General features: G+C 62.8%; 20 protein-coding genes, 1 tRNA gene and 1 pseudogene. 5 read left to right on the top strand and 17 right to left on the bottom strand.

The features are described from left to right. Window positions 1-82: 82 nt before the first annotated feature. Window positions 83-589 (top strand): annotated as a pseudogene (locus tag BUA69_RS14300) (substrate-binding domain-containing protein); the annotation flags it as partial. Between the two features lie 305 nt (window positions 590-894). Here the strand turns inward: BUA69_RS14300 and BUA69_RS14295 are convergent. The 7 genes from BUA69_RS14295 to BUA69_RS21445 are packed head-to-tail and all read right to left on the bottom strand — an operon-like array spanning window position 895 to window position 8,048. Further along, window positions 895-1,731 (bottom strand): MBL fold metallo-hydrolase, encoded by an 837-nt coding sequence (locus BUA69_RS14295; protein WP_046136139.1) that lies wholly within the window; start codon window positions 1,729-1,731, stop codon window positions 895-897. 3 nt (window positions 1,732-1,734) lie between these two features. Next, window positions 1,735-2,514, bottom strand: a complete 780-nt coding sequence (locus tag BUA69_RS14290) for a TatD family hydrolase (protein ID WP_046136138.1) — start codon at window positions 2,512-2,514, stop codon at window positions 1,735-1,737. A gap of 1 nt (window position 2,515) precedes the next feature. Continuing rightward, entirely contained in the window at window positions 2,516-4,066 is a 1,551-nt protein-coding gene (metG, locus tag BUA69_RS14285) for a methionine--tRNA ligase (protein ID WP_046136137.1), read from the bottom strand. Further along, window positions 4,063-5,091: an AAA family ATPase gene (locus BUA69_RS14280; protein ID WP_052950656.1), complete on the bottom strand. Its 1,029-nt coding sequence runs from the start codon at window positions 5,089-5,091 to the stop codon at window positions 4,063-4,065. The genes metG and BUA69_RS14280 overlap by 4 nt, the downstream gene beginning before the upstream one ends. Further along, window positions 5,088-5,774: a dTMP kinase gene (tmk, locus tag BUA69_RS14275; protein WP_046136136.1), complete on the bottom strand. Its 687-nt coding sequence runs from the start codon at window positions 5,772-5,774 to the stop codon at window positions 5,088-5,090. Before tmk ends, BUA69_RS14280 begins: the two co-directional genes overlap by 4 nt. A gap of 20 nt (window positions 5,775-5,794) precedes the next feature. Continuing rightward, window positions 5,795-6,940, bottom strand: coding sequence for a D-alanyl-D-alanine carboxypeptidase family protein (locus tag BUA69_RS14270; protein WP_244468791.1), 1,146 nt, complete (start codon window positions 6,938-6,940; stop codon window positions 5,795-5,797). A 49-nt stretch (window positions 6,941-6,989) separates the two neighbouring features. Beyond that, a complete protein-coding gene (locus BUA69_RS21445) occupies window positions 6,990-8,048 on the bottom strand; it encodes a septal ring lytic transglycosylase RlpA family protein (protein WP_143154525.1) in 1,059 nt (352 codons plus the stop codon). Window positions 8,049-8,296: 248 nt separating this feature from the next. On the opposite strand from BUA69_RS21445, the gene metH reads away from it, so the two are divergent. Further along, on the top strand, window positions 8,297-12,064 hold the full coding sequence (metH, locus tag BUA69_RS14260) for a methionine synthase (protein WP_046136134.1): 3,768 nt from the start codon (window positions 8,297-8,299) through the stop codon (window positions 12,062-12,064). Beyond that, complete coding sequence (locus tag BUA69_RS14255; RefSeq protein WP_046136133.1) at window positions 12,064-12,423, top strand: P-loop NTPase family protein; 360 nt, start codon at window positions 12,064-12,066, stop codon at window positions 12,421-12,423. The genes metH and BUA69_RS14255 overlap by 1 nt, the downstream gene beginning before the upstream one ends. Before the next feature lie 195 nt (window positions 12,424-12,618). On the opposite strand, the gene BUA69_RS14250 is transcribed toward BUA69_RS14255, so the two are convergent. Then, window positions 12,619-13,170 carry a DUF1643 domain-containing protein gene (locus tag BUA69_RS14250; protein ID WP_052950654.1) on the bottom strand — a complete coding sequence of 184 codons (552 nt, stop codon included), beginning with the start codon at window positions 13,168-13,170 and terminating at the stop codon, window positions 12,619-12,621. Beyond that, window positions 13,167-14,069: a bifunctional methylenetetrahydrofolate dehydrogenase/methenyltetrahydrofolate cyclohydrolase gene (locus BUA69_RS14245; protein WP_046136132.1), complete on the bottom strand. Its 903-nt coding sequence runs from the start codon at window positions 14,067-14,069 to the stop codon at window positions 13,167-13,169. Before BUA69_RS14245 ends, BUA69_RS14250 begins: the two co-directional genes overlap by 4 nt. A 488-nt stretch (window positions 14,070-14,557) precedes the next feature. On the opposite strand from BUA69_RS14245, the gene BUA69_RS14240 reads away from it, so the two are divergent. After that, window positions 14,558-16,033: an AMP nucleosidase gene (locus tag BUA69_RS14240; protein WP_046136131.1), complete on the top strand. Its 1,476-nt coding sequence runs from the start codon at window positions 14,558-14,560 to the stop codon at window positions 16,031-16,033. A 55-nt stretch (window positions 16,034-16,088) separates the two neighbouring features. On the opposite strand, the gene BUA69_RS14235 is transcribed toward BUA69_RS14240, so the two are convergent. The 8 genes from BUA69_RS14235 to BUA69_RS14205 form a co-directional block, all read right to left on the bottom strand. Further along, complete coding sequence (locus BUA69_RS14235; protein WP_046136130.1) at window positions 16,089-16,850, bottom strand: 5-oxoprolinase subunit PxpA; 762 nt, start codon at window positions 16,848-16,850, stop codon at window positions 16,089-16,091. Further along, on the bottom strand, window positions 16,847-17,743 hold the full coding sequence (locus BUA69_RS14230; RefSeq protein ID WP_046136129.1) for a 5-oxoprolinase subunit C family protein: 897 nt from the start codon (window positions 17,741-17,743) through the stop codon (window positions 16,847-16,849). Before BUA69_RS14230 ends, BUA69_RS14235 begins: the two co-directional genes overlap by 4 nt. Continuing rightward, entirely contained in the window at window positions 17,740-18,426 is a 687-nt protein-coding gene (locus BUA69_RS14225; protein WP_046136128.1) for a 5-oxoprolinase subunit B family protein, read from the bottom strand. The genes BUA69_RS14230 and BUA69_RS14225 overlap by 4 nt, the downstream gene beginning before the upstream one ends. A 258-nt stretch (window positions 18,427-18,684) precedes the next feature. After that, window positions 18,685-18,861, bottom strand: coding sequence for a hypothetical protein (locus BUA69_RS21025; RefSeq protein WP_157959773.1), 177 nt, complete (start codon window positions 18,859-18,861; stop codon window positions 18,685-18,687). A 117-nt stretch (window positions 18,862-18,978) separates the two neighbouring features. Further along, window positions 18,979-19,215, bottom strand: a complete 237-nt coding sequence (locus tag BUA69_RS14220) for a hypothetical protein (RefSeq protein WP_143154524.1) — start codon at window positions 19,213-19,215, stop codon at window positions 18,979-18,981. Between the two features lie 21 nt (window positions 19,216-19,236). Further along, window positions 19,237-19,326: transfer RNA gene (locus BUA69_RS14215), tRNA-Ser, on the bottom strand. Between the two features lie 52 nt (window positions 19,327-19,378). Continuing rightward, entirely contained in the window at window positions 19,379-20,350 is a 972-nt protein-coding gene (locus tag BUA69_RS14210) for a quinone oxidoreductase family protein (RefSeq protein ID WP_046136126.1), read from the bottom strand. After that, the gene (locus tag BUA69_RS14205; RefSeq protein WP_082093905.1) at window positions 20,347-21,222 is read right to left on the bottom strand and encodes a TerC family protein; all 876 of its coding nucleotides are present in this window, start codon (window positions 21,220-21,222) and stop codon (window positions 20,347-20,349) included. Before BUA69_RS14205 ends, BUA69_RS14210 begins: the two co-directional genes overlap by 4 nt. 245 nt (window positions 21,223-21,467) lie before the next feature. Between BUA69_RS14205 and BUA69_RS14200 the strand changes: the two genes are divergently transcribed. After that, window positions 21,468-22,631: an FAD-dependent monooxygenase gene (locus tag BUA69_RS14200; RefSeq protein WP_046136125.1), complete on the top strand. Its 1,164-nt coding sequence runs from the start codon at window positions 21,468-21,470 to the stop codon at window positions 22,629-22,631. The last annotated feature ends 37 nt before the right edge of the window (window positions 22,632-22,668 follow it).

The raw sequence follows: 22,668 nt of genomic DNA, 5'->3' as shown, positions 1-22,668 counted from the left end.
CCCGTAAAGACGGCCTCCTGCCTGCATCAGCCGGGATGCGCATCCCGGCTGATGCGCCAAGTAAACCATATTCCCTCCACACAAGCCCGAGGGTGGCACCTATGGCATGATCTCGGGCGGCGCCGCCGCGCCGAACCTGGCCCTGCGTGTTGACGGCGTGCGCGAGGCTCTGGCCGGTTCAGCCTGGACCGAGGTTCCCGGCTCGCCGACATTCTCGAACGACGACATCGCGCTGGCCGTGCAGCAGATGGGCGATCTCAAGACTGCCAACCCCGATATTGGCGCCATTGTGCCAGTAGGCGGCTGGCCGATGTTCGCTCCCGACGGGTGGAAGAACTTCGTCGACGGCTTCAAGGCGGAAGTCGACAGCAAGGCTCTGGCGCTGGTCGTTGCCGACACCTTGCCACAGCAGCTTGAGCTGCTCAGCGAGGGCTATGCACATGGCCTGGTGGGCCAGCGGCCCTATGAAATGGGCCAGGTAGCCATGGACACGCTTCTCGCTCTCAAGAACGGCGAGACGGTCGAAGACATCATCTATACAGGGGTCGATGTCGTGACCGCCGAGAATGTCGCCGAGTTCATGAAGTAGGCGTCTCCCAATCTCCGCGTGCCACGGCTGTGGTGCGCGGAGATAAATGTATGGCGCCGCAAATGACGCGCCAATTTCCGGCGAGACATGCCGGGTGTCGTCATCTTGCTCGACGATGGCAGGGGGTAGGGTGCCGTAACGTCCATCCGAACAGCGGCGGCCCGCAGGACGTTATCATTGAGACGACAGGGGTCGCGCTACGCCGCGCTTTCTCCATTCCACGTCATTCGCATAATATATATTATGGAACTTCTGGATCGCACGCGCACTGAGCGGTGCCACCGCCGTCGTCGGCCACCCAGTGGCTAGAGATTGAGGATCGTTCCGGCCAGCGCATCGATACGCATGCCGTCAAAGGCTGGTTCGACATTGAGCGGCGTGGTGGCCGCGACGGTCTTGTAGTCCAGGTCGACGTGCATGTTGGTGAGCACAGCGCGCCGCGGGGCATAGTGCTCGATAAGCGCCAGCGTTTCCGGCAGGCTCAGATGGCTGGGATGTGGCGTGCGGCGCAGCGCATCGATGATCCAGAGTTCGAGACCGCTGACGGCGGCGCTGGATCCATCGGGAATGGCTGAGAGGTCGCATGAATAGGCCAGATTGCCGACCCGGAAGCCCAGCGAAATGATGGTGCCGTGCGTCTGCTCGAAAGCGTTGATCCGGATTGAGCCGCCCGGCCCTTGCACAGTCACTTCGGCATTGGACTCGATTTCGTGGGCATTGAGAATTGGCGGGTAGTCACTACCCACCGGTGAGACGAAGCAATAGCCGAAGGCCTCGTGCAGCCGCAGGCCGGTTTCCCGCGCGGCATAGACGTCGACCCGCTTGCGATTGTTCAGCGCCAGCACCCGCAGATCGTCGATGCCATGTGTATGGTCGGCGTGCTCGTGGGTGTAGAAAACAGCTTCGACACGATCCACCCTGGCATCCAGAAGCTGCTCGCGCAGGTCGCAACCGGTATCAATCAGGATACGGGTCGGTTCACTGACGCCATCGGTCCAGCCCTCGATCAGGAGCGAGCAACGGCGGCGGCGGTTGCGGCTGTCGTTCGGATCGCACTCGCCCCAGACATTGCCGATCCTCGGCACGCCACCCGACGAGCCACAGCCCAGAACTGTGGCGATGATGGTCTGGGCGGGCGCCATGGACTAGACCAGACCGGTCTTGGCGAACAGGCGAGCAAAATTTGCCGTGGTTTCCGCGCCGAGCGCTTCAAGGCTGATGCCGCGCACTTCGGCCAGCTTTTCGGCGGTGTGACGCACGAAGGACGGCTCGTTGGACTGGCCGCGATGTGGGATTGGCGCGAGATATGGCGCGTCGGTTTCAACCAGATAGCGGTCGGCCGGCACGAACTTGGCGACTTCGCGGATTTCCTCGGCGTTCTTGAAGGTGATGATGCCCGAGAACGAGATATAGCCGCCCAGCGCCAGAGCGCGGCGCGCCAGATCCTGACCGGCGGTGAAGCAGTGCAGCACGAAGGGGAAGGTCCCCTGCCCGGCTTCTTCCTCGAGGATCGCAGCCATGTCGTCGTCTGCAGCGCGGCTGTGGATAACCAGTGGAAGACCGGTGATCCGGGAAGCCGCAATGTGCCGGCGCAGACCCGTGGCCTGCGCTTCGCGCGGCGCATTGTCATAGAAGTAGTCGAGACCGGCTTCGCCGATCGCAACGCAGCGTGGGTGGGCGGAAATTCGCACCAGGTCTTCGGTCTGGATGTGCAGTTCCGCGTCGGCGTGATGCGGGTGCGTGCCAACCGAGCACCAGATGTTCTCATAACGTTCCGCGATGGCCGCGTATGTGGAAAACTTGTCCACATGTGTGGATATCGTCACCATTCCGGTGACGCCGGCAGCAGCCGCGCGCGCCAGCACACCGTCGATATCGGCGGCGAGTGACTCGAAGTCGAGGTGGCAGTGGCTGTCGATCAGCATGTTACTGGGCCTTGCGCTCGAGACGCGCGAAGACGCCCTGCGGGACCGGCAATTCGGCGCCCTGGCGCAGGCGATTGGCCGTCAAGGCATCGGCGAACATGCGCTCGTCGGCTGGCACGCCGAGTTGGTCGAGCAGCACGGAAGCCGCGTTCGGCACGAAGGCCAGCATCGGTATGGCCAAGCGGCGAACGGTATCGGCGGTCAGATACAACACCGCCCCCATGCGGGCCATGTCCGTCTTCTTCAGTGCCCAGGGTTCCTGCGCGGCAAAATAGTTGTTGGCCGAGCTCAGGGCGGCAATGATGGCGCCGGCCGCTTCGTGCACCAGCTGCCCATCCATGGCAACGCGCGCGGCTTCCAGCGCCTCGTCGACTTCCTTGATCAGGGCAAGGTCATCGGCGGTTGCCGGCCCCTGTTCCGGCACCCTGGCATCGCAGTTCTTGTTGATCATCGACAGCGAGCGCTGCGCCAGATTGCCGAAATTGTTGGCGAGGTCGGCATTGACCCGGTTGATCAGCTTGTCGCGGCTGTAGTCGCCATCCTGGCCGAAGGAGACTTCGCGCAGCAGGAAATAACGCAACTGGTCGACGCCAAATTCATCAGCCAATTCAAACGGATCGACGACATTGCCGAGTGACTTGCTCATCTTCTGGCCGTCGACGGTCAGGAAGCCATGGGCGAACACGCGGTGTTGCACCTCGATACCCGAGCTCATGAGGAATGCCGGCCAATACACCGTGTGAAAACGGATGATGTCCTTGCCGATGACATGCAGGTCAGCGGGCCAGAACTTCTTGAACAGCTCGCTCTGCTCGTCAGGGAAACCGACACCGGTCAGGTAATTGGTCAGCGCATCAACCCAGACATACATGACGTGGCCGGGCGCATGCGGCACCGGAATGCCCCAGTCAAAAGTCGTGCGTGAGATCGACAGGTCCTGCAGGCCGCCCTTGACGAAGGAGATGATCTCGTTGCGGCGTTCCTTGGGGGCGATGAAGTCCGGGTTGCTCTCATAGAGCGCCAGGAGCTTTTCCTGATAGGCCGACAGGCGGAAGAAATAGGTCGGCTCTTCGACCCAGTTCACTTCGGCGCCGGACGGCGCAAAGCGCTTGCCGTCCTTCTCCGTCAGCTCGTCTGCGTCGAAATAGGCCTCGTCGCGGACTGAATACCAGCCCTTGTAGGTGGACTGAAAGATATCGCCATTGTTGCGCTCGGCCATGCGCTTCCAGATTTCCTGGCTGGCTTGATGGTGCCGCGGCTCGGTGGTGCGAACGAAGTCGTCGTTGGAAATATCCAGCACGTCCGCCAGGCGGTGGAACTCGCCGGAATTGCGATCCGCCAGTTCTCGCGGCGAAATGCCTTGAGCGGCGGCGGTCTGCACCATCTTGATGCCATGCTCGTCGGTGCCGGTCAGGAAATAGACATCGCGCCCTTCCAGCCGCTTGAAGCGGGCGATGGCGTCGGTGGCGATCATCTCATAGGCGTGGCCGATATGCGGAGCGCCGTTGGGATAGGAGATCGCAGTCGTGACGTAGAAGGGTTTGGCGGTCATTGTTGCTCGATGGAAACGGGGGCTGTCGTACGAATATGCTTCCTGATCGCGTCGAAAATGGCGACGAGCGTCTGTTTCATGTCCAGATTTATGCTGTCAGCCTCGGCAAGCAGTGCGTGTGCCTTGTCCCATAGCTCGTTTGCCGAGGCAAGCCGCATGCGGGCGCCAGGCTGCATGGCAGCCGCATGCGCCTCGCCGGCCAGCCAGTCGATCAGCATTTCGCGCGCGAAGGACAACTCTGTGCTCTGGGTATTGGCGCCCAGCGCATCCGCCAGTTGCACATGGGCCGAAGCCGGGAAACGCAGCGGATCGGTCAGCCAGCCCTGCAGCGCCCCAAGTGCGGTCTCGGTGCCCAGCGTCAGCGTCTCGAAGGCGCGGCGCGGCCGGCCACCAGAGAGCGACAAGGCGCGCTCCAGTTCCTGCGATGACGCATCGGGGCGCTGATCGAGCAGCACCGCGCGCACGTCATCAGCCGATAGCGGCCGCAATGCCAGTGTGTGGCAGCGCGATTTGATCGTCGGCAGCAATTGGCCGGGGCGGTGCGAAATCAGGAAGAAGATGGTGTCGGCCGGCGGCTCTTCCAGTGTTTTCAGCAAAGCGTTGGCAGCGGACGGATTGCAGTCATCGATGCTGTCGATGATGGCAATGCGATGCCCCAGCCGCCCGCGGGTGCGATGCAGTGAATCGCGGAGATCGCGGACATCCTCGACGCGGATGACGGTGTAATAGCCCTTGGCGTCTTTCGGTCGACGGCGCAGCAGCGCCAGGTTTGGATGCGACATCGCCGAGACCTGCTCGGCGACACGATGCTCGTCTTCGTCGCCGGTGGCCGTCAGAATGGTGCGGGCCAGCTCGAACGCCAGTGTCGCCTTGCCGATGCCCTGCGGACCATGCATCAGGATGGCGCCAGGCAAGCGTCCTTCGGCCAGTTGGGTCAATATGCCGGCGCGGGCAGCCTCATGGCCCCTCGCCCGCAGCTGCCGTTCCGGCAACGCGACATCTTCAAGTGCGTCGGGATCGCTCACGCCTGGGAACCACTCAACAGTTCGGGAAACCGTTCACACACCACAGCCCAGATCGCGGCTTCCAGCTCGTTCTCGGCCTGCTCGGCAGAAATGACGATGCAGCGCTCGCCATTGTTGCGCGCGATCGACAGGAACGCCTGCCGCAGGCGCTTGTGCCATTCGATGTCTTCCTTCTCGAAGCGGTCGCCAGTCAATGCCAGCCCGTCTTCCACGGCGCGCTGCGCGACACGGCGAAAGGCCGCCTCCGGATCCATGTCGAGGACGATGGTGAGATCGGGGGCATGGCCATCGAGCGCCAGCGTTTCAAGACCATCGATCAGCTTGTCATCGACGCCGCCGGTCAGCCCCTGATAGGCGCGGGTGGAATCGTGGAAGCGGTCGCAGATGACCCAGGTGCCGGCGGCCAGGTTTGGCGCGATCAACTGAGTGACGTGGTCATGGCGGGCTGCGGCGAACAGCACGGCCTCGGCCCCTGCCCCCCAGCTTTCCGAACGGCCCTGCAGGATGAAGGAGCGAATGGCCTCGGCCTTGGGTGTGCCGCCGGGCTCGCGCGTGCGCACGGCTTCGATCGCCACCCGGTTGAGGTTGGCGACAAGGCGTTTGACCTGGGTGGATTTACCGACCCCTTCCCCACCCTCGAAGGTGATGAAGCGGGCATGTCGGGTCTTGGTCGCTTCGAGCATTGCGGCAGTCGTTCCTTGCTCTAGAGCCAGCCCAATGCCAATTGCTTGAGGGCGTCCGCAGCCTTGCGGACGATATCGCCTTCCTCGACCGTTTCGGCGGCGAAGAGCGGCGCTGTCTGCACCAGCTGGTCGTCGCAGAATACGCGCAGTTCGGCAACCTTGTCGCCCTGCTGAACAGGCGGCAAAAGTGGCCCGGTATAAACAATGGTGCCCTGGAGGCATTTCCGCGAGCCGCGCGGCAGGTAGAGCGCGACTTCACCCTTGCCGACAAGCCCAACGCTACCGGCAGTGCCGCCATAGACATTGGCATAGCCGACGACCTTGCCTTCCGGGTAGGCCGAGACGCGCTCAAAGGCGCGGGCGCCCCAGGTAATCAGTTTGCGCCCCTCTTCTGTGCGCTGCGCCATCGAGGTCAGCCCGTGCACCACCGCCACCAGACGGCGGCCGCCATCGTCGGTCGAGATCACCGACCCGTAACCTGCCGCTTCCGTATGTCCGGTCTTGAGGCCATCGACGCCGATTCCCAGTTCGACCAGCGAATTGCGGTTGGACTGCTTGATGTTGTTCCACTCCATCTCGGGCTCGGAGAAGTAGTGATAATATTGCGGGAATTCGCTGATCAGGTAGCGCGCCAGATCGGCCAGGTCGCGCGCCGTCACATACATGTCCGAATCCGGCAGGCCGGTCGGATTGGTGAAGTGCGAGTTTTCCAGGCCCATGTCCTCGGCCTGCTCGTTCATCATCGCGGCGAAGCTGGCTTCCGAGCCGGCAATGCCTTCGGCAAGCACGATTGCGGCGTCATTGCCGGACTGGATGATGACCGAGCGCAGCAGGTCCTCGACCTTGATCTTGGAATTGAGCTCAGCAAACATTGTCGAGCCGCCAGAGGCTGCGCCGCCGGTGCGCCAGGCATGTTCGGAGACGAAGAACTCGTCGTCCATCTTGACCCGGCCGGCGCGGATTTCATTGAACACGACCGCGATGGTCATGAGCTTGGCCATGCTGGCCGGCTCCATCGGCAGGTCGGCATCCTTCTGGAAGATGACGGTGCCCGACTCCTCGTCCATCAACACGGCGAACTTGGCCTTGGTGTCGAAGTCCGCCTGCGCAAAAGCTGGCGCAGTACACGCCAGCAACGCAATCGCAAACGGCAGGAAGCGTCTCACCTTAGCGCACCATTTCATCAGAGGCGCCGAAGCAGCGCCATTGCGTTCACTAATAGAGCTTTATGTCGGTGAGTCCAAGTTCCCGGGCCAGATCGAGCGCATCGACACGGCTCACGCCAGGCTTCAAATGCGTCAGGGTCAGGCGGGTAGCGGCCCTGCCGTTCACGGTCACATTTTCTTCATCGACAGCGCCGAGCAGAGCGAAGCGCTCCGACAGGGCAATCGCGTTGGCCTGGTCGGCATAGATTCCAAGGCCGAGGCGGATCGTGCGCGAATCCGCGTCGACCGATTGAGCCCAGTCCTTGAGGTCGGGCGCGCGGGTGGCCATGGCGGTCACCGCGGCATGGGCGGACTCGATATTGATGTCCTGCTGCTCGGGCGTGGTGTCCGCATAGGAGAAGAGGCCACTGAAGAAGTTGCCGGCGATATCGACGACGCTATTGGTATTGTCGGCATAGGCGATACGGGTATTGCTGCTATTGCCGCCAAAGTTGGACGGGCCCTCATAGCTGGCCATCAACATGCGGGTATCGTCACCCTCAAGCGGCGCCCTGCCGACATATTCGACAGTCACATTGGCGTGGCCATTGTTCACATAGCCAAGCATGTCTGCCGCGCGATGCGACAGGTCCATGATGCGTCCCGGCATATAGGGACCGCGATCGTTCACGCGCACGACGATGGAACGGCCATTGTCGGCATTGGTGACGCGCACATAGGACGGCAGCGGCAATGTCGGATGGGCGCCGGTGATGGCGTTGGCCGAGAAGATTTCGCCATTGGCAGTGCGGCGGCCGTGGAAATCGGAGCCATACCAGGAGGCCTGGCCGCTGCCGGTGTAGTTTGGATCTTCCTTGGGGGTATAGACCTTGCCGCGCACGGTATAGGGCTTGCCGACCTGATAGCGGCCACCACCCTTGGGCGGATTGGGATTATTGGTGACGCGGGGGGAGACGCCGACGCCGTATTCCGATGAGGTGAAAGCCCCGCGCTTGACGGTCGCGCCCAGTCCGCCGCCACAGGCAGCGATCACTGGAGCGACCATGATGGTCAAGGCTACGATACGGACGGCGTTTCGCCAGGAAGTCGTCACGGTACTCAAACTCATACGCTTTTTGTCACTCTATGCGGTACACTAACTCAAGCTTGCCCCACCCGCGCGCATGGAAGCGGATACTGGTTGAGGGTAGGTTAAGGCCAGCAATGCGTTAACACGCGGAATCGCATTTTGGGTTAATGCGATGGATGTCGGCCGCAGGGTGGCCGTGTTTGCCGATTGATTGACATAAAGATATCTTTATGTGATGCCCTGCCCACACTTGATTGCCTGCATTGAACCAGCAGATAGGACCGGCGATGAGCCCCTCCCCCATTCGACCGATTGCCAAGCCCGATGGCGCCGAGATTCTCGCGGCGCTGACGCAGGCTGCGCGTGAGCGCATCCTGATCCTGGATGGCGCCATGGGCACGATGATCCAGCGCCTCGGGTTCGACGAGAGCAATTTCCGGGGCGAGCGCTTTGTCGATTCGGCCAAGCCCTTGCAGGGCAATAATGATCTGCTGATCCTGACGGAGCCGCAGGCCATTGAGGACATCCATTATGCCTACGCCAAGGCCGGCGCCGACATTATGGAGACCAATACCTTCTCGGCGACCAGCATTGCCCAGGCCGATTACGGCATGGAGCATGTGGTCTATGACCTGAACTATGAAGGCGCCCGCATCGTTCGCCGGGCCGCAGATCGCGCCACGGCTGAAGATGGCCGTCGGCGTTTCGTGGCCGGGGCGCTTGGACCGACCAACCGGACTGCCTCGATCTCGCCCGACGTCAATAATCCCGGCTATCGCGGGGTGACGTTCGATGAATTGCGCATTGCCTATGCCGAGCAGTTGCACGGGCTGATCGATGGCGGCGCCGACATCATCCTGATCGAAACCATTTTCGATACGCTGAACGCCAAGGCCGCCGTGTTCGCGACCGAGGAAGTGTTCGCCGAAAAGGGTGTCCGCCTGCCGATCATGATTTCGGGCACCATCACCGATCTCTCCGGCCGCACCCTGTCCGGCCAGACGCCGACCGCGTTCTGGTATTCGTTGCGTCACGCGTCGCCCTTCACCATCGGGTTGAACTGCGCCCTTGGCGCCGACCTGATGCGCGGCCATGTCGCCGAAATTTCGGCTGTCGCCGATACCTTTGTCTGCGCCTATCCCAATGCCGGCCTGCCCAATGAATTCGGCGGTTACGACGAAACCCCGGAGTTGATGGCCGAGCAGCTGGAAGGCTTTGCGGCCGCTGGCCTGATCAACGTCGTCGGCGGCTGCTGCGGCTCCACGCCCGACCATATCAAGGCTATCGCCGATGCTGTCGGCAAGCATCCGCCGCGCCAGATTCCCGAAGTACCGCCGCTGATGCGCCTGTCGGGCCTCGAGCCCTTCACGCTGACCAAGGACATTCCCTTCGTCAATGTCGGCGAACGCACCAACGTCACCGGCTCGGCCCGTTTCCGCAAGCTGATCACCGCTGGCGACTATACGGCCGCGCTGGCCGTTGCCCGCGATCAGGTCGAGAATGGCGCCCAGATCATCGACATCAATATGGATGAAGGCCTGATCGACTCCAAGAAAGTCATGGTCGAGTTCCTCAATCTGATTGCCGCCGAGCCCGACATTGCGCGCGTGCCGATCATGATCGACAGCTCCAAATGGGAGGTGATCGAAGCCGGCCTGCAATGTGTGCAGGGCAAGGCGCTGGTCAACTCCATCTCGATGAAGGAGGGCGAAGAGGCCTTCCTGCATCATGCCCGCCTCTGCCGTGCCTATGGCGCCGCCGTCGTGGTGATGGCGTTTGACGAGCAGGGTCAGGCCGATACGCTGGAGCGCAAGGTCGAGATCTGCACCCGCGCCTATAAGCTGCTCACCGAGAAGATCGGCTTTCCGCCCGAAGACATCGTGTTCGATCCCAACGTGTTCGCTGTCGCGACCGGCATCGAAGAGCACAACAATTACGGCAATGACTTCATCGGTGCGGCCAAGCAGATCACCGAGACCCTGCCCCATGTCCACATCTCGGGCGGTATCTCGAACCTGAGCTTCTCGTTCCGCGGCAATGAGCCGGTGCGCGAGGCCATGCACGCCGTGTTCCTCTATTATGCCATCCAGAATGGCATGGACATGGGCATCGTCAATGCCGGGCAGCTGGCGGTCTATGAGAGCATCGACAAGGAACTGCGCGACGCCTGCGAGGACGTGATCCTCAATCGCCGCCCGGACAGCACCGATCGCCTGCTGGAAATTGCTGAAAAGTATCGCGGCACCGGCGGCAAGGAGGCCGCGGCCAAGGACCTGAGCTGGCGCGAAAAGTCGGTCGAGGAACGGATTGGTTACGCCATGGTCAATGGCATCACCGAATTCATCGACGCCGATACCGAGGAGGCCCGCCAAAAGGCCGACCGGCCGCTGCACGTCATCGAAGGCCCGCTGATGGCCGGCATGAGCATTGTTGGCGACCTGTTCGGCTCCGGCAAGATGTTCCTGCCCCAGGTCGTGAAATCAGCCCGCGTGATGAAGCAGGCCGTGGCGCTGTTGCTGCCCTATATGGAAGCCGAAAAGCTGGCCAATGGCGGCGCCGAGGGCGAACGCCAGAGCGCCGGCAAGGTGCTGATGGCGACCGTCAAGGGCGACGTCCACGATATCGGCAAGAACATCGTCGGCGTCGTGCTGGCCTGCAATAATTACGAGATCATCGATCTCGGCGTCATGGTGCCTGTCGCCAAGATCCTGCAGACCGCGCGCGACGAGAATGTCGATATTATCGGCCTCTCCGGCCTGATCACGCCCTCGCTCGACGAGATGGCCCATGTGGCCGCCGAAATGGAGCGCGAGGGCTTTGACATCCCGCTGCTGATCGGTGGCGCGACGACCAGTCGCGTCCACACCGCGGTCAAGATCCACCCGCGCTACGAGCGTGGCCAGGCTGTCTATGTCAACGATGCCAGCCGCGCCGTGGGCGTCGTGTCCAACCTGTTGTCGCCCGATACCAAGGTGACGTTCATCGAGAACGTGCGCGCCGAATATGCCAAGGCCGCCGCCGCCCATCTGCGGGCCGAAGAAGAAAAGCAGCGCCTGCCGCTGGTCAAGGCCCGCGCCAACGCCTTCAAGCCGGACTGGGATGGCTACACCCCGCCGGTGCCGAAATTCCTCGGCACCAAGGTGTTCGACGACTACGATCTGGAGACGCTGGCCAAATATATCGACTGGACTCCCTTCTTCCAGACCTGGGAGCTCAAGGGCCGCTATCCGGCGATCCTCAGCGACGAAAAGCAGGGCGAAGCCGCCCGCCAGTTGTTCGCCGATGCGCAAAAAATGCTGGCTCAGATCATCTCGGAGAAGTGGTTCCATCCGCGCGCCGTGCTTGGCTTCTGGCCGGCCAATGCCGTGGGCGACGACATTCGGCTCTATAAGGATGAAGGCCGGGAGGAAGAGCTGGCAACGCTGTTCACCCTGCGCCAGCAGCTGAGCAAGCGTGGCGACAATCCCAATGTGGCTTTGGCCGATTTCGTCTCCCCGCGCGATGGCGGCAAGCCCGACTATGTCGGCGCTTTCGTCGTCACCGCCGGTATCGAGGAAGTGGCGATTGCCGAGCGCTTCGAAAAGGACAATGACGACTATTCCTCGATCCTGGTAAAAGCGCTGGCCGACCGCTTCGCCGAGGCTTTTGCCGAGAAGCTGCATGAGGATGTACGCCGAAACTATTGGGGCTACGCGCATAATGAGACGCTCGCTCCAGAAGAGCTGATCGGCGAGAACTATCGCGGTATCCGCCCGGCACCGGGTTATCCCGCCCAGCCGGACCACACGGAAAAGACCACGCTGTTCAACCTGCTCGACGCTGAGAACGCCGCTGGCGTCCGGCTCACCGAGAGCTATGCCATGTGGCCGGGCTCCTCGGTTTCGGGCATCTACCTGTCCCATCCCGACGCCTATTATTTCGGCGTCGCCAAGGTGGAGCGCGATCAGGTGCTCGATTACGCTGCCCGCAAGGGCATGAGCGTGGCCGAGGTCGAACGCTGGCTGAGCCCGATCCTGAACTACATCCCCGCCCCCACTATCGTGGCGGCCGAGTGATGACCGCCGCCCTGCAGCACCGGCCCGATGCCATTCCCGTCACCTTGGTGACGGATGCATCAGCGCTGGTGCCGATGGACAGGGACACCGCCTATCTCAAGCTGCCACCCAATAGCGGCCACGGCCACGCCGATGGCCAGCATTGCGCCGCCTGCGCCGGCCGCGACGACGTGCGGACCATGCTGTTCGAACTGCTCGAAGGCGCAAGGCAGGGCCTGCATCCGGCGTTTACGCGGGTTGTGGTGGACGCCAGTGGTCTTGGCGACACGACCAAGGTAATCGCTGCCCTCACAGGGAAACTCCCAGCCCAGGCCCTGCGCGACCACACCGTAGCGCGGCGGTTCTATCTGGTGGGGTAAGTGGGCCGCGTGCCTCCACGGTCACACCCGACAACCCACGGTTCACTATCCCACGGAGTCATTCCCGCGAAGGCGGGAATCCATTCTTTCGGGCACCAAAGCAAGAATGGATTCCCGCCTTCGCGGGAATGACTCCGTGAAAAAGCTAAAGGCATCGGGCCATGCAACCCGGCGAGTGGTGGCGGCAAACCCGCTCTACCCCCCAAACCTCACCAGCGGCGTATCCGCGCGCAGATACAGCGGGTGCTTCGGCGATCCGTCGCCATTGGTGCCAAAGCACCAGAGGTCGATGCCGTCTGCCTTGAGAGCGGCGACGATGTCCCGGCCGGACTGGACCAGCGCCTTGTTCAGCTTGCCATGGCAGAGCACCACCAGCCCGGCGCCGGCCGCAGAACGGCGAATGGTCGGCAGATTGTCGTCGGACACCGCCACCACACCTTCCGCCAGCAGCATCTTGGGAACGGTGGCGCGATAGTCGCCGACATTGGCCTTCACCATGGCCGAAAACCCCTCGCGATTGGCAAAAGTCCATTCGCGGGCGCAGGTTGGGTCATTGACGGTGGCGTCGGCGGTCGACGGGTTCATGCCGATGAACATGATGTAGCGCTCGGGGAATTCATCCCCGGTCCAGCGGCGCATCAGCTGGCGATAGCGTCCGTCGGCACTGAAGGTGGCATCGCCCCTGACGCCCGGCATGAGGGCAAGGCGAACCTTGCCCCCGGGATCGTGTCCGGCGCCGTCGCTCATGCCGTCAGATCGCTCGGCGGCACCAGGCCGTTGATCAGCGAGGCCGTGGTGATGGTATTGGCCAACAGGCACGCAATGGTCATTGGACCCACCCCGCCCGGCACTGGTGTGATCGCTCCGGCGACTTCCTTGGCCGAGGCGAATTCGACGTCGCCGAGCAGCCGGGTCTTACCCTCGCCGCGCTCCGGCGCCGCAATGCGGTTGATGCCGACATCGATCACCGTCGCGCCCGGCTTGATCCAGTCCCCCTTGATCATTTCCGGCCGGCCGACGGCGGCGATGACGATATCGGCCTGGCGCACCAGCCCCGGCAGGTCCTTGCTGCGGGAATGGGCGATGGTGACGGTGCAGTTCTCGCGCAGCAACAGCTGGGCAATCGGCTTGCCGACCAGATTGGAGCGCCCGACGACGACGGCATGCAGCCCCGACAGATCGCCCAGATTGTCGCGCAGCAGCATCAGGCAGCCGAGCGGCGTGCAGGAGACCGGGCCCGGCAGGCCGATGGCCAGTTTGCCGACGCTGGCCGGAGTGAAGCAATCGACGTCCTTGGCCGGGTCGATGGTCCCGATGATCTTCTTGGGATCGATGTGATCGGGCACAGGCAGCTGCACCAGAATGCCGTGAATGGCCGGATCGGCATTGAGCTTTTTCACCAGCGCCAGCACTTCGGCCTCGCTGACGGTCTCGGGCAGCTCGTACTTTTCGGAGTGCATGCCGACTTCGACGGTCTGCTTGGCCTTCTGCGCCACATAGACCTGGCTGCCGGGATCATGGCCGACAATGACAACGGCGAGGCCGGGCGTGATGCCATGCTCGGCCTTCAGGCGCGCAACATGGCCGGCGATGCGGGTCCGCAGGCCTTCGGCAAAGCTTTTTCCGTCGATGATGGTGGCGACCATGTCGTGCTCCCGCGGGGGTTGTGGAACTTTGGTGCGTTGCCCAGCGGATGCGGCAAGGGTTATTGCCTGCCGGGCCGAATGCGCTTTCCTTATGCAAACCGGGCTGATCCGTCCATGGCCTTGGTGGGCACAGCGCCTACCCACGGCAAAAAGAAAGGGCCGCAAGACATCTCTGTCATTGCAGCCCTTGGGGTTGATCATCCACCGCACTGTTGAGGGCTTGGGGGACAAGCGGCAGACACGATCTTCCCTGGCTCACCGGTCGCATGGGTCGCTTGCGTGTCCAATGAACTGCCATCAAGATGGTGCCTAATTGCGGCAGGAAAAGTCCCCTTCACCGAAGTGTGAATTTGCTATCCTGCTGCATCGGCGTGTTGCCGGTTCGCCGACAAGCTGTCATGGCAAGACGCTAGGAGAGGACTGAGCAGTCCGCGCCTGATCAGCGAGATGGCGCGGCCCAATCCGGGGCCCGCAAACGAGAAGAATGTATGACCACTATCAGCCCGCCGCGCCTTGAAAAACAGTCCTTTACCGATCCCGAGAAGGCCTGGGCGCACCTCGCCGAAATCTATCACCGCAATACCAGTTTCATCCGCGGGCATCTCAATGCCCTGGCGCATGGCACCGTCCCGCAAGGCCGGGTGCGCGCCTACTATCCGCAGGTGGAGGTGCGTTCGACCAGCTTCGGCAAGGGCGAATCGACCCTACCCTATGGCTATCTGCACACGCCGGGTCTCTATCGGACGACGGTCACCGCACCCGACCTGTTCCGCACCTATTTCCAGGAGCAGTTCACGGTCATCCTCAAGAACCATGGCGGCACTATCGATATCGGCGAGTCCGATACCCCGATCCCGCTGCACTTTGCTGTCGCTGCCAATGATCGGGTCGATGGCGAGGCGCTCAACGCTCTTAATATTCCGCTGCGCGACGTGTTCGATGCGCCCGATTTGGGCAATACCGATGACGAGATCGCCAATGGCACCTTCGTGCCCCCCAAGGGTGGCCCCTACCCGCTGTCGGCATTCACCGCGCCGCGCGTGGATTACTCGCTGTTCCGGCTCAGCCACTATACCGGCACCGAGGCGCGCCACTTCCAGAACTTCGTGATTTTTACCAATTACCAGTTCTACATCGATGAGTTCTGCCGGGTCGCCAAGGACTATATGGCCAATGGCCATGAGCATTACGAGAGCTTCATCGAGCCGGGCAATGTCATCACCGAGAACGTGCGTCTGGGCGGCAAGGTCACCGGCAGCCCGCTGCCGCGCGCGCCGCAAATGCCGGCCTATCACCTGACCGCCGGCCGCAGTCGCGGTATCACCATGGTCAATATCGGCGTCGGTCCGTCCAACGCCAAGACCATTACCGACCATATCGCCGTGCTGCGCCCACATGCCTGGATCATGCTCGGCCACTGCGCCGGCCTGCGCAATTCCCAGGAGCTGGGCGATTACGTGCTGGCCCACGCCTATGTGCGTGAAGACCACGTGCTGGATGCCGATCTGCCCTTGTCTGTACCGATCCCGGCCCTGGCCGAAGTTCAGGTGGCGCTGGAGCAGGCGGTCGAGGAGATTACCCAACTGGAAGGCCTCGAGACCAAGCGCATCATGCGCACCGGCACGGTGGCGACCTTCGACAACCGCAATTGGGAGCTGCGTGACCAGACCGAGATCACTCAGCGCCTCAGCCAGTCGCGCGCCGTGGCACTCGACATGGAAAGCGCCACCATAGCGGCCAATGGCTTCCGCTTCCGCGTGCCCTACGGCACCCTGCTCTGTGTCTCCGACAAGCCGCTGCATGGTGAATTGAAGCTGCCGGGCATGGCCTCGGACTTTTACCGCACTCAGGTCAATCGCCACCTGCTGATCGGTTTGCGCGCCATGGAAATCCTGCGCGACCAGCCGGCCGAGCGCCTGCATTCGCGCAAGCTGCGCAGTTTTGCCGAAACCGCATTCCAGTAGGTTTCGCACCCTTGAACACAGCCCTTCCCGCGCAAGCGGGGATGGCTCCCGGGCTCTAGATATCGGCCGTTTCCGGCTCGACTGGGCGGATTTCGACGCCCTCGCCTTCCAGCGCATCGCGCACTTCACGGGCCAGATCGACGGCGCCCGGCGTATCGCCATGCAGGCAGATCGAGCGGGCCGACGATTGCAGCACCGTACCATCGATGGCCACGATCTCGCCCTTGAGCGCCAGGCGGATGCAGCGTTCGATCACCGCGTCCACATCGTGGATGACCGCGCCATCCTGGCTGCGTGGCACCAGCAGGCCCTCGGCAGTGTAGGCCCGGTCGGCATAGGCCTCGCGGATCAGTGGCAGGCCGACAGCCTTGGCCGCCCGCACCTGCTGGCTGTTGTCGAGCGCCAGAATCGCGACATGCGGGTCCATCGCCTGGATGGTCGCAAAGATGCCGACCGCGAAGGCCAGCTCCTCCGCCGTCTGGTTGGCCAAAGCCCCATGCAGCTTCACATAGGACAGCGGCAGTTCGACCTCATCGGCAATGAAGCGCACCAGAAGCAGCTGCGAGCGGATTTGTGACAGCAATTGATCCAGCGGCATGACCAGCCGGAAACGCCCAAAACGCTTGGGATCGGCGTAGCCGGGATGGGCCCCGGCCCGCACGCCGCGCGCTTTGCAGACCGTGAGGATATGTCGGATGGTGGCCGCATCGCCAGCATGGCCGCCGCAGGCAATGGAGGCGCTGGAAACGATGGCCAGCAGATCATCATCCGTGCCCATGCCTTCGCCAAGATCGGCGTTGAGATCGATCACCGTCATTTCAATGAGCTCCGCAACAGCTGGTGGGCATGCTCAACTGTCACTGGCCGGAAAGCAACCGCTGTGCCGGGCCGCAACTGGGCGAAACGGTCGAAATCGGCCGAGATGACCGTCGCGATGCGGGGATAGCCACCGGTTGGCTGGTGGTCGCGCATCAGGACGATCGGCGTGCCATCGCCGAGTATCTGGATATCGCCGGGGACGATGGCGTCGGACACCAGCGAGAGGTTGGCGCTGCTGGCAAACATATTTGGGGGGGCACCCAGCCGCACGCCCATGCGATCCAGCTGCGCCGAGATGGTGAACGGACTGGTGACGAAGCGGTTACGCACCTCCGCCGCAAATAGATCGGCGTGCAGCCCCCAGATAACCCGGATCGGCCCAGCCCCGGGGTGACAGGCTGTCATTGGCCGTTCCGGCTGCGCCGACTTGAGCCGGATACGGTCGCCAGCGGCAAGGGCACGGCCCGAGAAACCTCCCAGTTGCGCCCTGCTGCTGGTTGCGAGGCTGCCGAGCAGCATGGGGACATCGATCTGCGCATCAAAACGCAGATAGCCGTAATTGCCGGCGGCGCCCGGTGTAATCGTCAGCCTGTCGCCAGAGGACAGCCGGGTCGTGCCGGGCCAGGCCAGCGGCTCGCCATTGCGGCGTAGGATGAAATCCCCGCCGGCAAAACCCACACGGCAACTGCCCTGCTCAAGCACCAGATCCAGACCGGCGCGGGTGATTTCAATCGCCCCAACCGGCGCGTCCACGGCTTCGCCAGCCGCCAGATAACCAGCCCGATCCATCGCCCCGGCGGCGCTGATGCCATTTCCGAGCATGCCGAACCGGCCCAGATCCTGCACGCTCGTCAGCGGCCCGGCGCGGGTAATGGCCAGGATGGCGGTCATGGCGCTGCCTCGAAAACCACTTCATCGCCGGCGCGGACCTGCGTCGGTGGATTGGCATGGGGATTGAAGTTGCGCAGCTTGGTATGGCCAATGAGATGCCAGCCGGTCGGAATGGCCGTCGCCGCGATGGCGGTCTGCCCAGCGGCAAAAAGGACGCTGCCGGCGGGTACACTGGCGCGCACGTCGGAGCGGCGCGATACTACCAAGGCGGCGGGGTGGAAGCCGCAATAGAGGAAACCGGGAGAGAAACCCGTGCTGAGAACGCGCAGGGGCACGGCATTGTGCGCCTTGATGAAATCGGCAGCCGATAGCCCCAGCGATGCAGCCACTGCATCCAGATCCGGTCCCGCCTCGCCACCGAAGGTGATGGCGATCCTGTGGCGGGCGACCGAGCCAGAGGCAGAGGCAGCTCCACCCATACTATAGGTCCGCAGGCGAACTTCTCCGGTCAGTTCGGCAAAACTTGTCCGCATGGGATCATAGCGCAGCAGCACCGAAACCAGGTTGGGGGAGACTTCCACCACGCCGGGCAAGGGATCGGCAATCAACCGGCGTGCCAAGGCAATTGCGGCGAAATTGGCCGCTTCCGACAAGTCATTGCCAAAGCGAACCAGCAAGGCGCTGTCGCCAAGGGGGATAAGTGTCGGACTGGCCAAGGCCATATCGGTGGCCTGGGGGGCCATGGCAGCCTCCCTGGGCCTGAAAGACTGGCAGGATGAACGTTCCCTGAGCGGGTTACAACGCTATCTCAAGCCCATGTGAGCCACTGCATACGGCCTGACCTCCACAATTCGTTATGCGAACCGGGAAGCGTGCGGCTTGGGACGTAGTGGCAGCCATGCACCCGAACAAGTTCGAAGCCAGCCTTATCCACCGATGGCGAATGTCTCCATCAGGCTGCCATGTGCGGCAGCCGCCGTGTCGACCCGCCGAACCCGAAACTAGTTCGGGTCCTTGCCGTCCTGTTCGACAACGGCGTCGAACAATTGCCGGGCCTGGCCCGCCCCGATTGCCTCAATGGCGACCGCGGCAATGGCAGCAAACAGCTCTGCAATTTCCTGGGGATCGGTGATTTCTGCGTCGTCGTCTTCGGCGTCGGCGTTGATCAGGGTGAACACAATAACGCACCTCCAAAGTAGCCAATGGTCTGAGTGTGCGTCGATTCTTGTTACAGAACAAATAATGGAATGAGATTTCCGCCATGCGCAGGCCGTTGCGCAGTCCGGCGGATGCCCCTACTCTTCGCCTTCTTCGAGCTTGGTCAGGTACGCGTCGATATCGTCGAGCGTCGCCGTGAATGGCAGGGGCTTATCGCCAAAGATCACCTTGAAGCTCTCGTCATCGCGCAGCGCATGGCCGCCCTTGCCGGTTTTGGCGTTGAGCTTCTCAGCGGTCAGAATCGTTAGTCCGTAGCGACCGGCAACCCGGCGCATGCGGCGCATCCTGGATGCCTCGAATTCCTTACGGCTCACTATCACGTTCCTTCTGGGCAATGGCGGGTAGGGAGGGATTCGAACCCCCGGAACGCTTTCACGTTCGCCGGTTTTCAAGACCGGAGCAATCAACCGCTCTGCCACCTACCCGTCGATGTGCGTTTAGCGATTGCGCCACCGGCTGTCCAGTGGCGCAAATCGACTATGGCAAAAGGACGACCGAACCGGTGGTCTGGCGGGTCTCGAGGGCGATGTGGGCGGCCCGTGCCTCAGCCAGCGGAAAGGTGTGGTTGACCGCAACCTTGATCGTGCCGCTGGCAATGGCGTCGAACAGCGCGCTGGCTGCTTCGAGCAGCTCCTGACGCTGCGCAAAATAGTGCGCGCTGGTGGGCCGCGTCACATATAGCGAACCCTTGCGCGACAGGATGCCCAGGTCGGGAATGCTCACCACCCCCGAGGCATTGCCAAAGCTGGCCAGAAGGCCGCGTGGGCGCAAGCAGTCCAGCGACTTGTGGAAGGTGGCTTTGCCCACGCCGTCATAGACGACATCGACGCCCCTGCCCTCGGTCAGCTCGCGCACCCGAATGGCAAAGTCTTCCTCATTGTAGTTGATCACCGCGTCGCAGCCATGCCGAAGCGCCAGTTCGGCCTTGTCGGCGCTGCCAACAGTGCCAATCACCCGGACCCCCAGCGATTTGGCCCATTGCGTGGCGATAAGGCCGACGCCACCGGCAGCAGCGTGCCAGAGGATGGTTTCGCCTGCGGCCACAGGCCAGGTCTTGAACAGCAGGTAATAGGCAGTCAGACCCTTGAGCGTTGAAGCTGCGGCGACGGCGTCGTCGATCCCGTCCGGGAGCGGAATGGCCTTGTCGGCCTTGATCACGCGCTCCTCGGCATAGGCGCCGAGCTGGCCCTGATAGACCACGCGCTGGCCGATGCTGAGGAAATCAACGCCATCGCCGAGTGCGGTGATGATGCCAGCGCCTTCATTGCCGGGCACGAAGGGGGTCGCAACCGGGTAAAGCCCCGACCGCTGATAGGTGTCGATGAAATTGAGGCCGATCGCGGTCTGCCTTATGGCAATTTCGCCCGGCCCGGGACCGGCCACTGGCCAGTCCTGTGTCTGCATGACTTCGGGACCACCGCTTTGGTTGACGACGATCGCCCGGGTCATGGCTTGGGCTTTCGCGGTGCGGACTTCGGGCGCGCCTGGGCGCTTTTGTTCGGATTGTTCCTGGGCTTCGGCTTGGTCGCCGCTGCGCCGGCTTCTGCTGTGATGGAGCCGCTGGCACCCGTGAACGGCGCAACGGCCGCGTTGTGGGCGCCGGCCGCCTTCTTGCGGCGGTCGGAGGCGATGATGTTGATCGCTTCAACCATCACCGAGAAGGCCATGGCCGAGTAGATATAGCCCTTGGGAATGTGGAAACCGAGGCCGTCGGCGACCAGCGAAACGCCGATCAGCAGCAGGAACGCCAGCGCCAGCATCTTGGTGGTGGGGTGTTCGGACACGAACTTGGCCACCGGGCCCGAGGCCACGAACATGACGCCGACGGCAACGACAACGGCGGCAATCATGACTTCGACATGGTCGGCCATGCCCACGGCCGTAACGATCGAGTCGATCGAGAACACCATGTCGATGACGATGATCTGGCCGATGACGGCAGCAAACACACCAGTCGCCTGCTTGGCGATATCGACCTCGTGCGGCTCTTCGACGGCTGCGTGCATTTCGTGGGTGGCCTTGTAGACCAGGAACACGCCGCCGGCGATCAGGATAATGTCCTTCCAGGACAGCTCAAGGCCGAATGCGCTGATGGCAGGCTGGGTCAGGCTGATGATCCAGCTGATGACCAGCAGCAGCAGAATGCGGAAAATCAGGGCCAGAGCCAGGCCAAGTTTACGGGCCTTGTCGGCCTGTTCTTTCGGCAGCCGGGACACCAACACTGAAATGAAGACGATGTTGTCGATACCCAGAACAATTTCCATAACGGTCAGGGTCGCAAAGGCGATCCACACATTGGGATCTGCCAATAGCTCTAACATTGTCGGCTCCATTTCGAATTTACAGGTTCCTATATCTACGGCCTGGCCGCGATAGTGGAAAGTGGCGCAAGCAAAGTTTGCAAGTCATTCTGCAAGTGCGGCCTTTTGGCTGCACGCACGAGGCCTCCGCTTGCTGGCTCCGCCCGCGCGAGGGTGCTAACGTCCCAGCTCACTGGCCGTTCCCGGAGTTTGGAGATGAAATCACTGATGCCGCTATCCGCCATTGGTGGCGGGAGTCGGACGCGATGATCACGCTGGATGCCGACGCCATCGTTGTCGGCGGTGGACTGGCCGGGGTCGCTGCGGCCATCGCAGTTGCACAGGCAGGCCTTTCGACCATTCACCTTGCTCCACCCGGCCCACCAGACCGGCGCACCTCGGCGCTGATGATGCCCAGCGTCGATTATCTGCGCACGGCCGGCTTGATCGATGACCCCGAAGCGGTCGGCAATCCACTGACGCAGATCCGCATCATCGATGCGACGCCGCGCCTGCTGCGGGCGCCCGAGACGCTGTTCGACGCCAGCGAAGCCGGTCTGACGGCATTTGGCTGGAACTTTGCCAATATCCGGCTGATGGAGCGCTTTCAGGCCGTTGCGGCCAAGCTGCCCAATCTTTCGGTGCGCGATGCCAGCCTTGCGGCCTTCACGTCTGATCCCGATGGTCACCGGCTGACACTGTCCGATGGCAGCATGCTGCGGGCGCCGCTGGTGGTTGGGGCGGATGGCAAGAAGTCGCTGGTTCGCAGCGCTAGCGGCTTTCATGCCCGCGAGACCGGTTTCAAGCAGGCGGCGCTGGTTTGCGATCTGGAACTGGGGCGGCCGCTGGGCGGCGCCTCGGTGGAATTCCACTATCCCAAGGGGCCGTTCACCCTAGTTCCAGCTGGTGGCACACGCGCCAACCTGGTCTGGATCGATGATCTCGATGTGCTCAAAGCCGCCCAGGCCAGCGGCCAGGACGCATTGGCGGCGCTCTTCTCTGAGAAGTCGCAGCGCCTGTTCGGTGCCATTGCCATTGCCACGCCGACGCATGTCTTCCCGCTGAGCACGTTGAGCGTGGACCGGGCGGGCGCCAGGGGGGTGGTGCTGGCGGGCGAGTCGGCCCATGCCTTCCCGCCGATTGGCGCACAGGGGCTCAATCTGGGTCTGCGCGACGTGGCCGACCTGTCGGCAGCGCTGGCGGCGGTCGACCGGACGCGCCCGGACTGGGCGATTGCGCTCAGCGAGGACTATGCCAGCCGCCGCGCCAGCGATCTGGCCCGCACTGGCGGCATGGTGGACACGCTGTTCCGCTCGCTGCTGGCCGACATGCTGCCGGCACAGGCCCTGCGCGCCGGTGGCCTCTGGGCCCTCAAGCTGATGCCAGCCCTGCGCAAGCAGGCGTTCTCGATTGGGATGGGTGGGCGGTAGGCCCCTACTCGTTCCCCTTTTCACCACACCCACATCG

The organism is Devosia limi DSM 17137, from assembly GCF_900128975.1.
In the GTDB taxonomy this organism is placed as follows: Bacteria; Pseudomonadota; Alphaproteobacteria; order Rhizobiales; family Devosiaceae; genus Devosia; species Devosia limi.
Note: the sequence above shows the minus strand (reverse complement) of the source record. Positions and strands in the feature narration are given on the sequence as shown.

Excerpts from the sequence above, each read along its gene's own strand:
- BUA69_RS14295 (WP_046136139.1), bottom strand. The coding sequence starts at position 1,731 with ATGGCGCCCGCCCAGACCATCATCGCCACAGTTCTGGGCTGTGGCTCG.
- BUA69_RS14290 (WP_046136138.1), bottom strand. The coding sequence starts at position 2,514 with ATGCTGATCGACAGCCACTGCCACCTCGACTTCGAGTCACTCGCCGCC.
- metG (WP_046136137.1), bottom strand. The coding sequence starts at position 4,066 with ATGACCGCCAAACCCTTCTACGTCACGACTGCGATCTCCTATCCCAAC.
- tmk (WP_046136136.1), bottom strand. The coding sequence starts at position 5,774 with ATGCTCGAAGCGACCAAGACCCGACATGCCCGCTTCATCACCTTCGAG.
- BUA69_RS21445 (WP_143154525.1), bottom strand. The coding sequence starts at position 8,048 with ATGAGTTTGAGTACCGTGACGACTTCCTGGCGAAACGCCGTCCGTATC.
- metH (WP_046136134.1), top strand. The coding sequence starts at position 8,297 with ATGAGCCCCTCCCCCATTCGACCGATTGCCAAGCCCGATGGCGCCGAG.
- BUA69_RS14255 (WP_046136133.1), top strand. The coding sequence starts at position 12,064 with ATGACCGCCGCCCTGCAGCACCGGCCCGATGCCATTCCCGTCACCTTG.
- BUA69_RS14250 (WP_052950654.1), bottom strand. The coding sequence starts at position 13,170 with ATGAGCGACGGCGCCGGACACGATCCCGGGGGCAAGGTTCGCCTTGCC.
- BUA69_RS14245 (WP_046136132.1), bottom strand. The coding sequence starts at position 14,069 with ATGGTCGCCACCATCATCGACGGAAAAAGCTTTGCCGAAGGCCTGCGG.
- BUA69_RS14240 (WP_046136131.1), top strand. The coding sequence starts at position 14,558 with ATGACCACTATCAGCCCGCCGCGCCTTGAAAAACAGTCCTTTACCGAT.
- BUA69_RS14235 (WP_046136130.1), bottom strand. The coding sequence starts at position 16,850 with ATGACGGTGATCGATCTCAACGCCGATCTTGGCGAAGGCATGGGCACG.
- BUA69_RS14230 (WP_046136129.1), bottom strand. The coding sequence starts at position 17,743 with ATGACCGCCATCCTGGCCATTACCCGCGCCGGGCCGCTGACGAGCGTG.
- BUA69_RS14225 (WP_046136128.1), bottom strand. The coding sequence starts at position 18,426 with ATGGCCCCCCAGGCCACCGATATGGCCTTGGCCAGTCCGACACTTATC.
- BUA69_RS14210 (WP_046136126.1), bottom strand. The coding sequence starts at position 20,350 with ATGACCCGGGCGATCGTCGTCAACCAAAGCGGTGGTCCCGAAGTCATG.
- BUA69_RS14205 (WP_082093905.1), bottom strand. The coding sequence starts at position 21,222 with ATGTTAGAGCTATTGGCAGATCCCAATGTGTGGATCGCCTTTGCGACC.
- BUA69_RS14200 (WP_046136125.1), top strand. The coding sequence starts at position 21,468 with ATGATCACGCTGGATGCCGACGCCATCGTTGTCGGCGGTGGACTGGCC.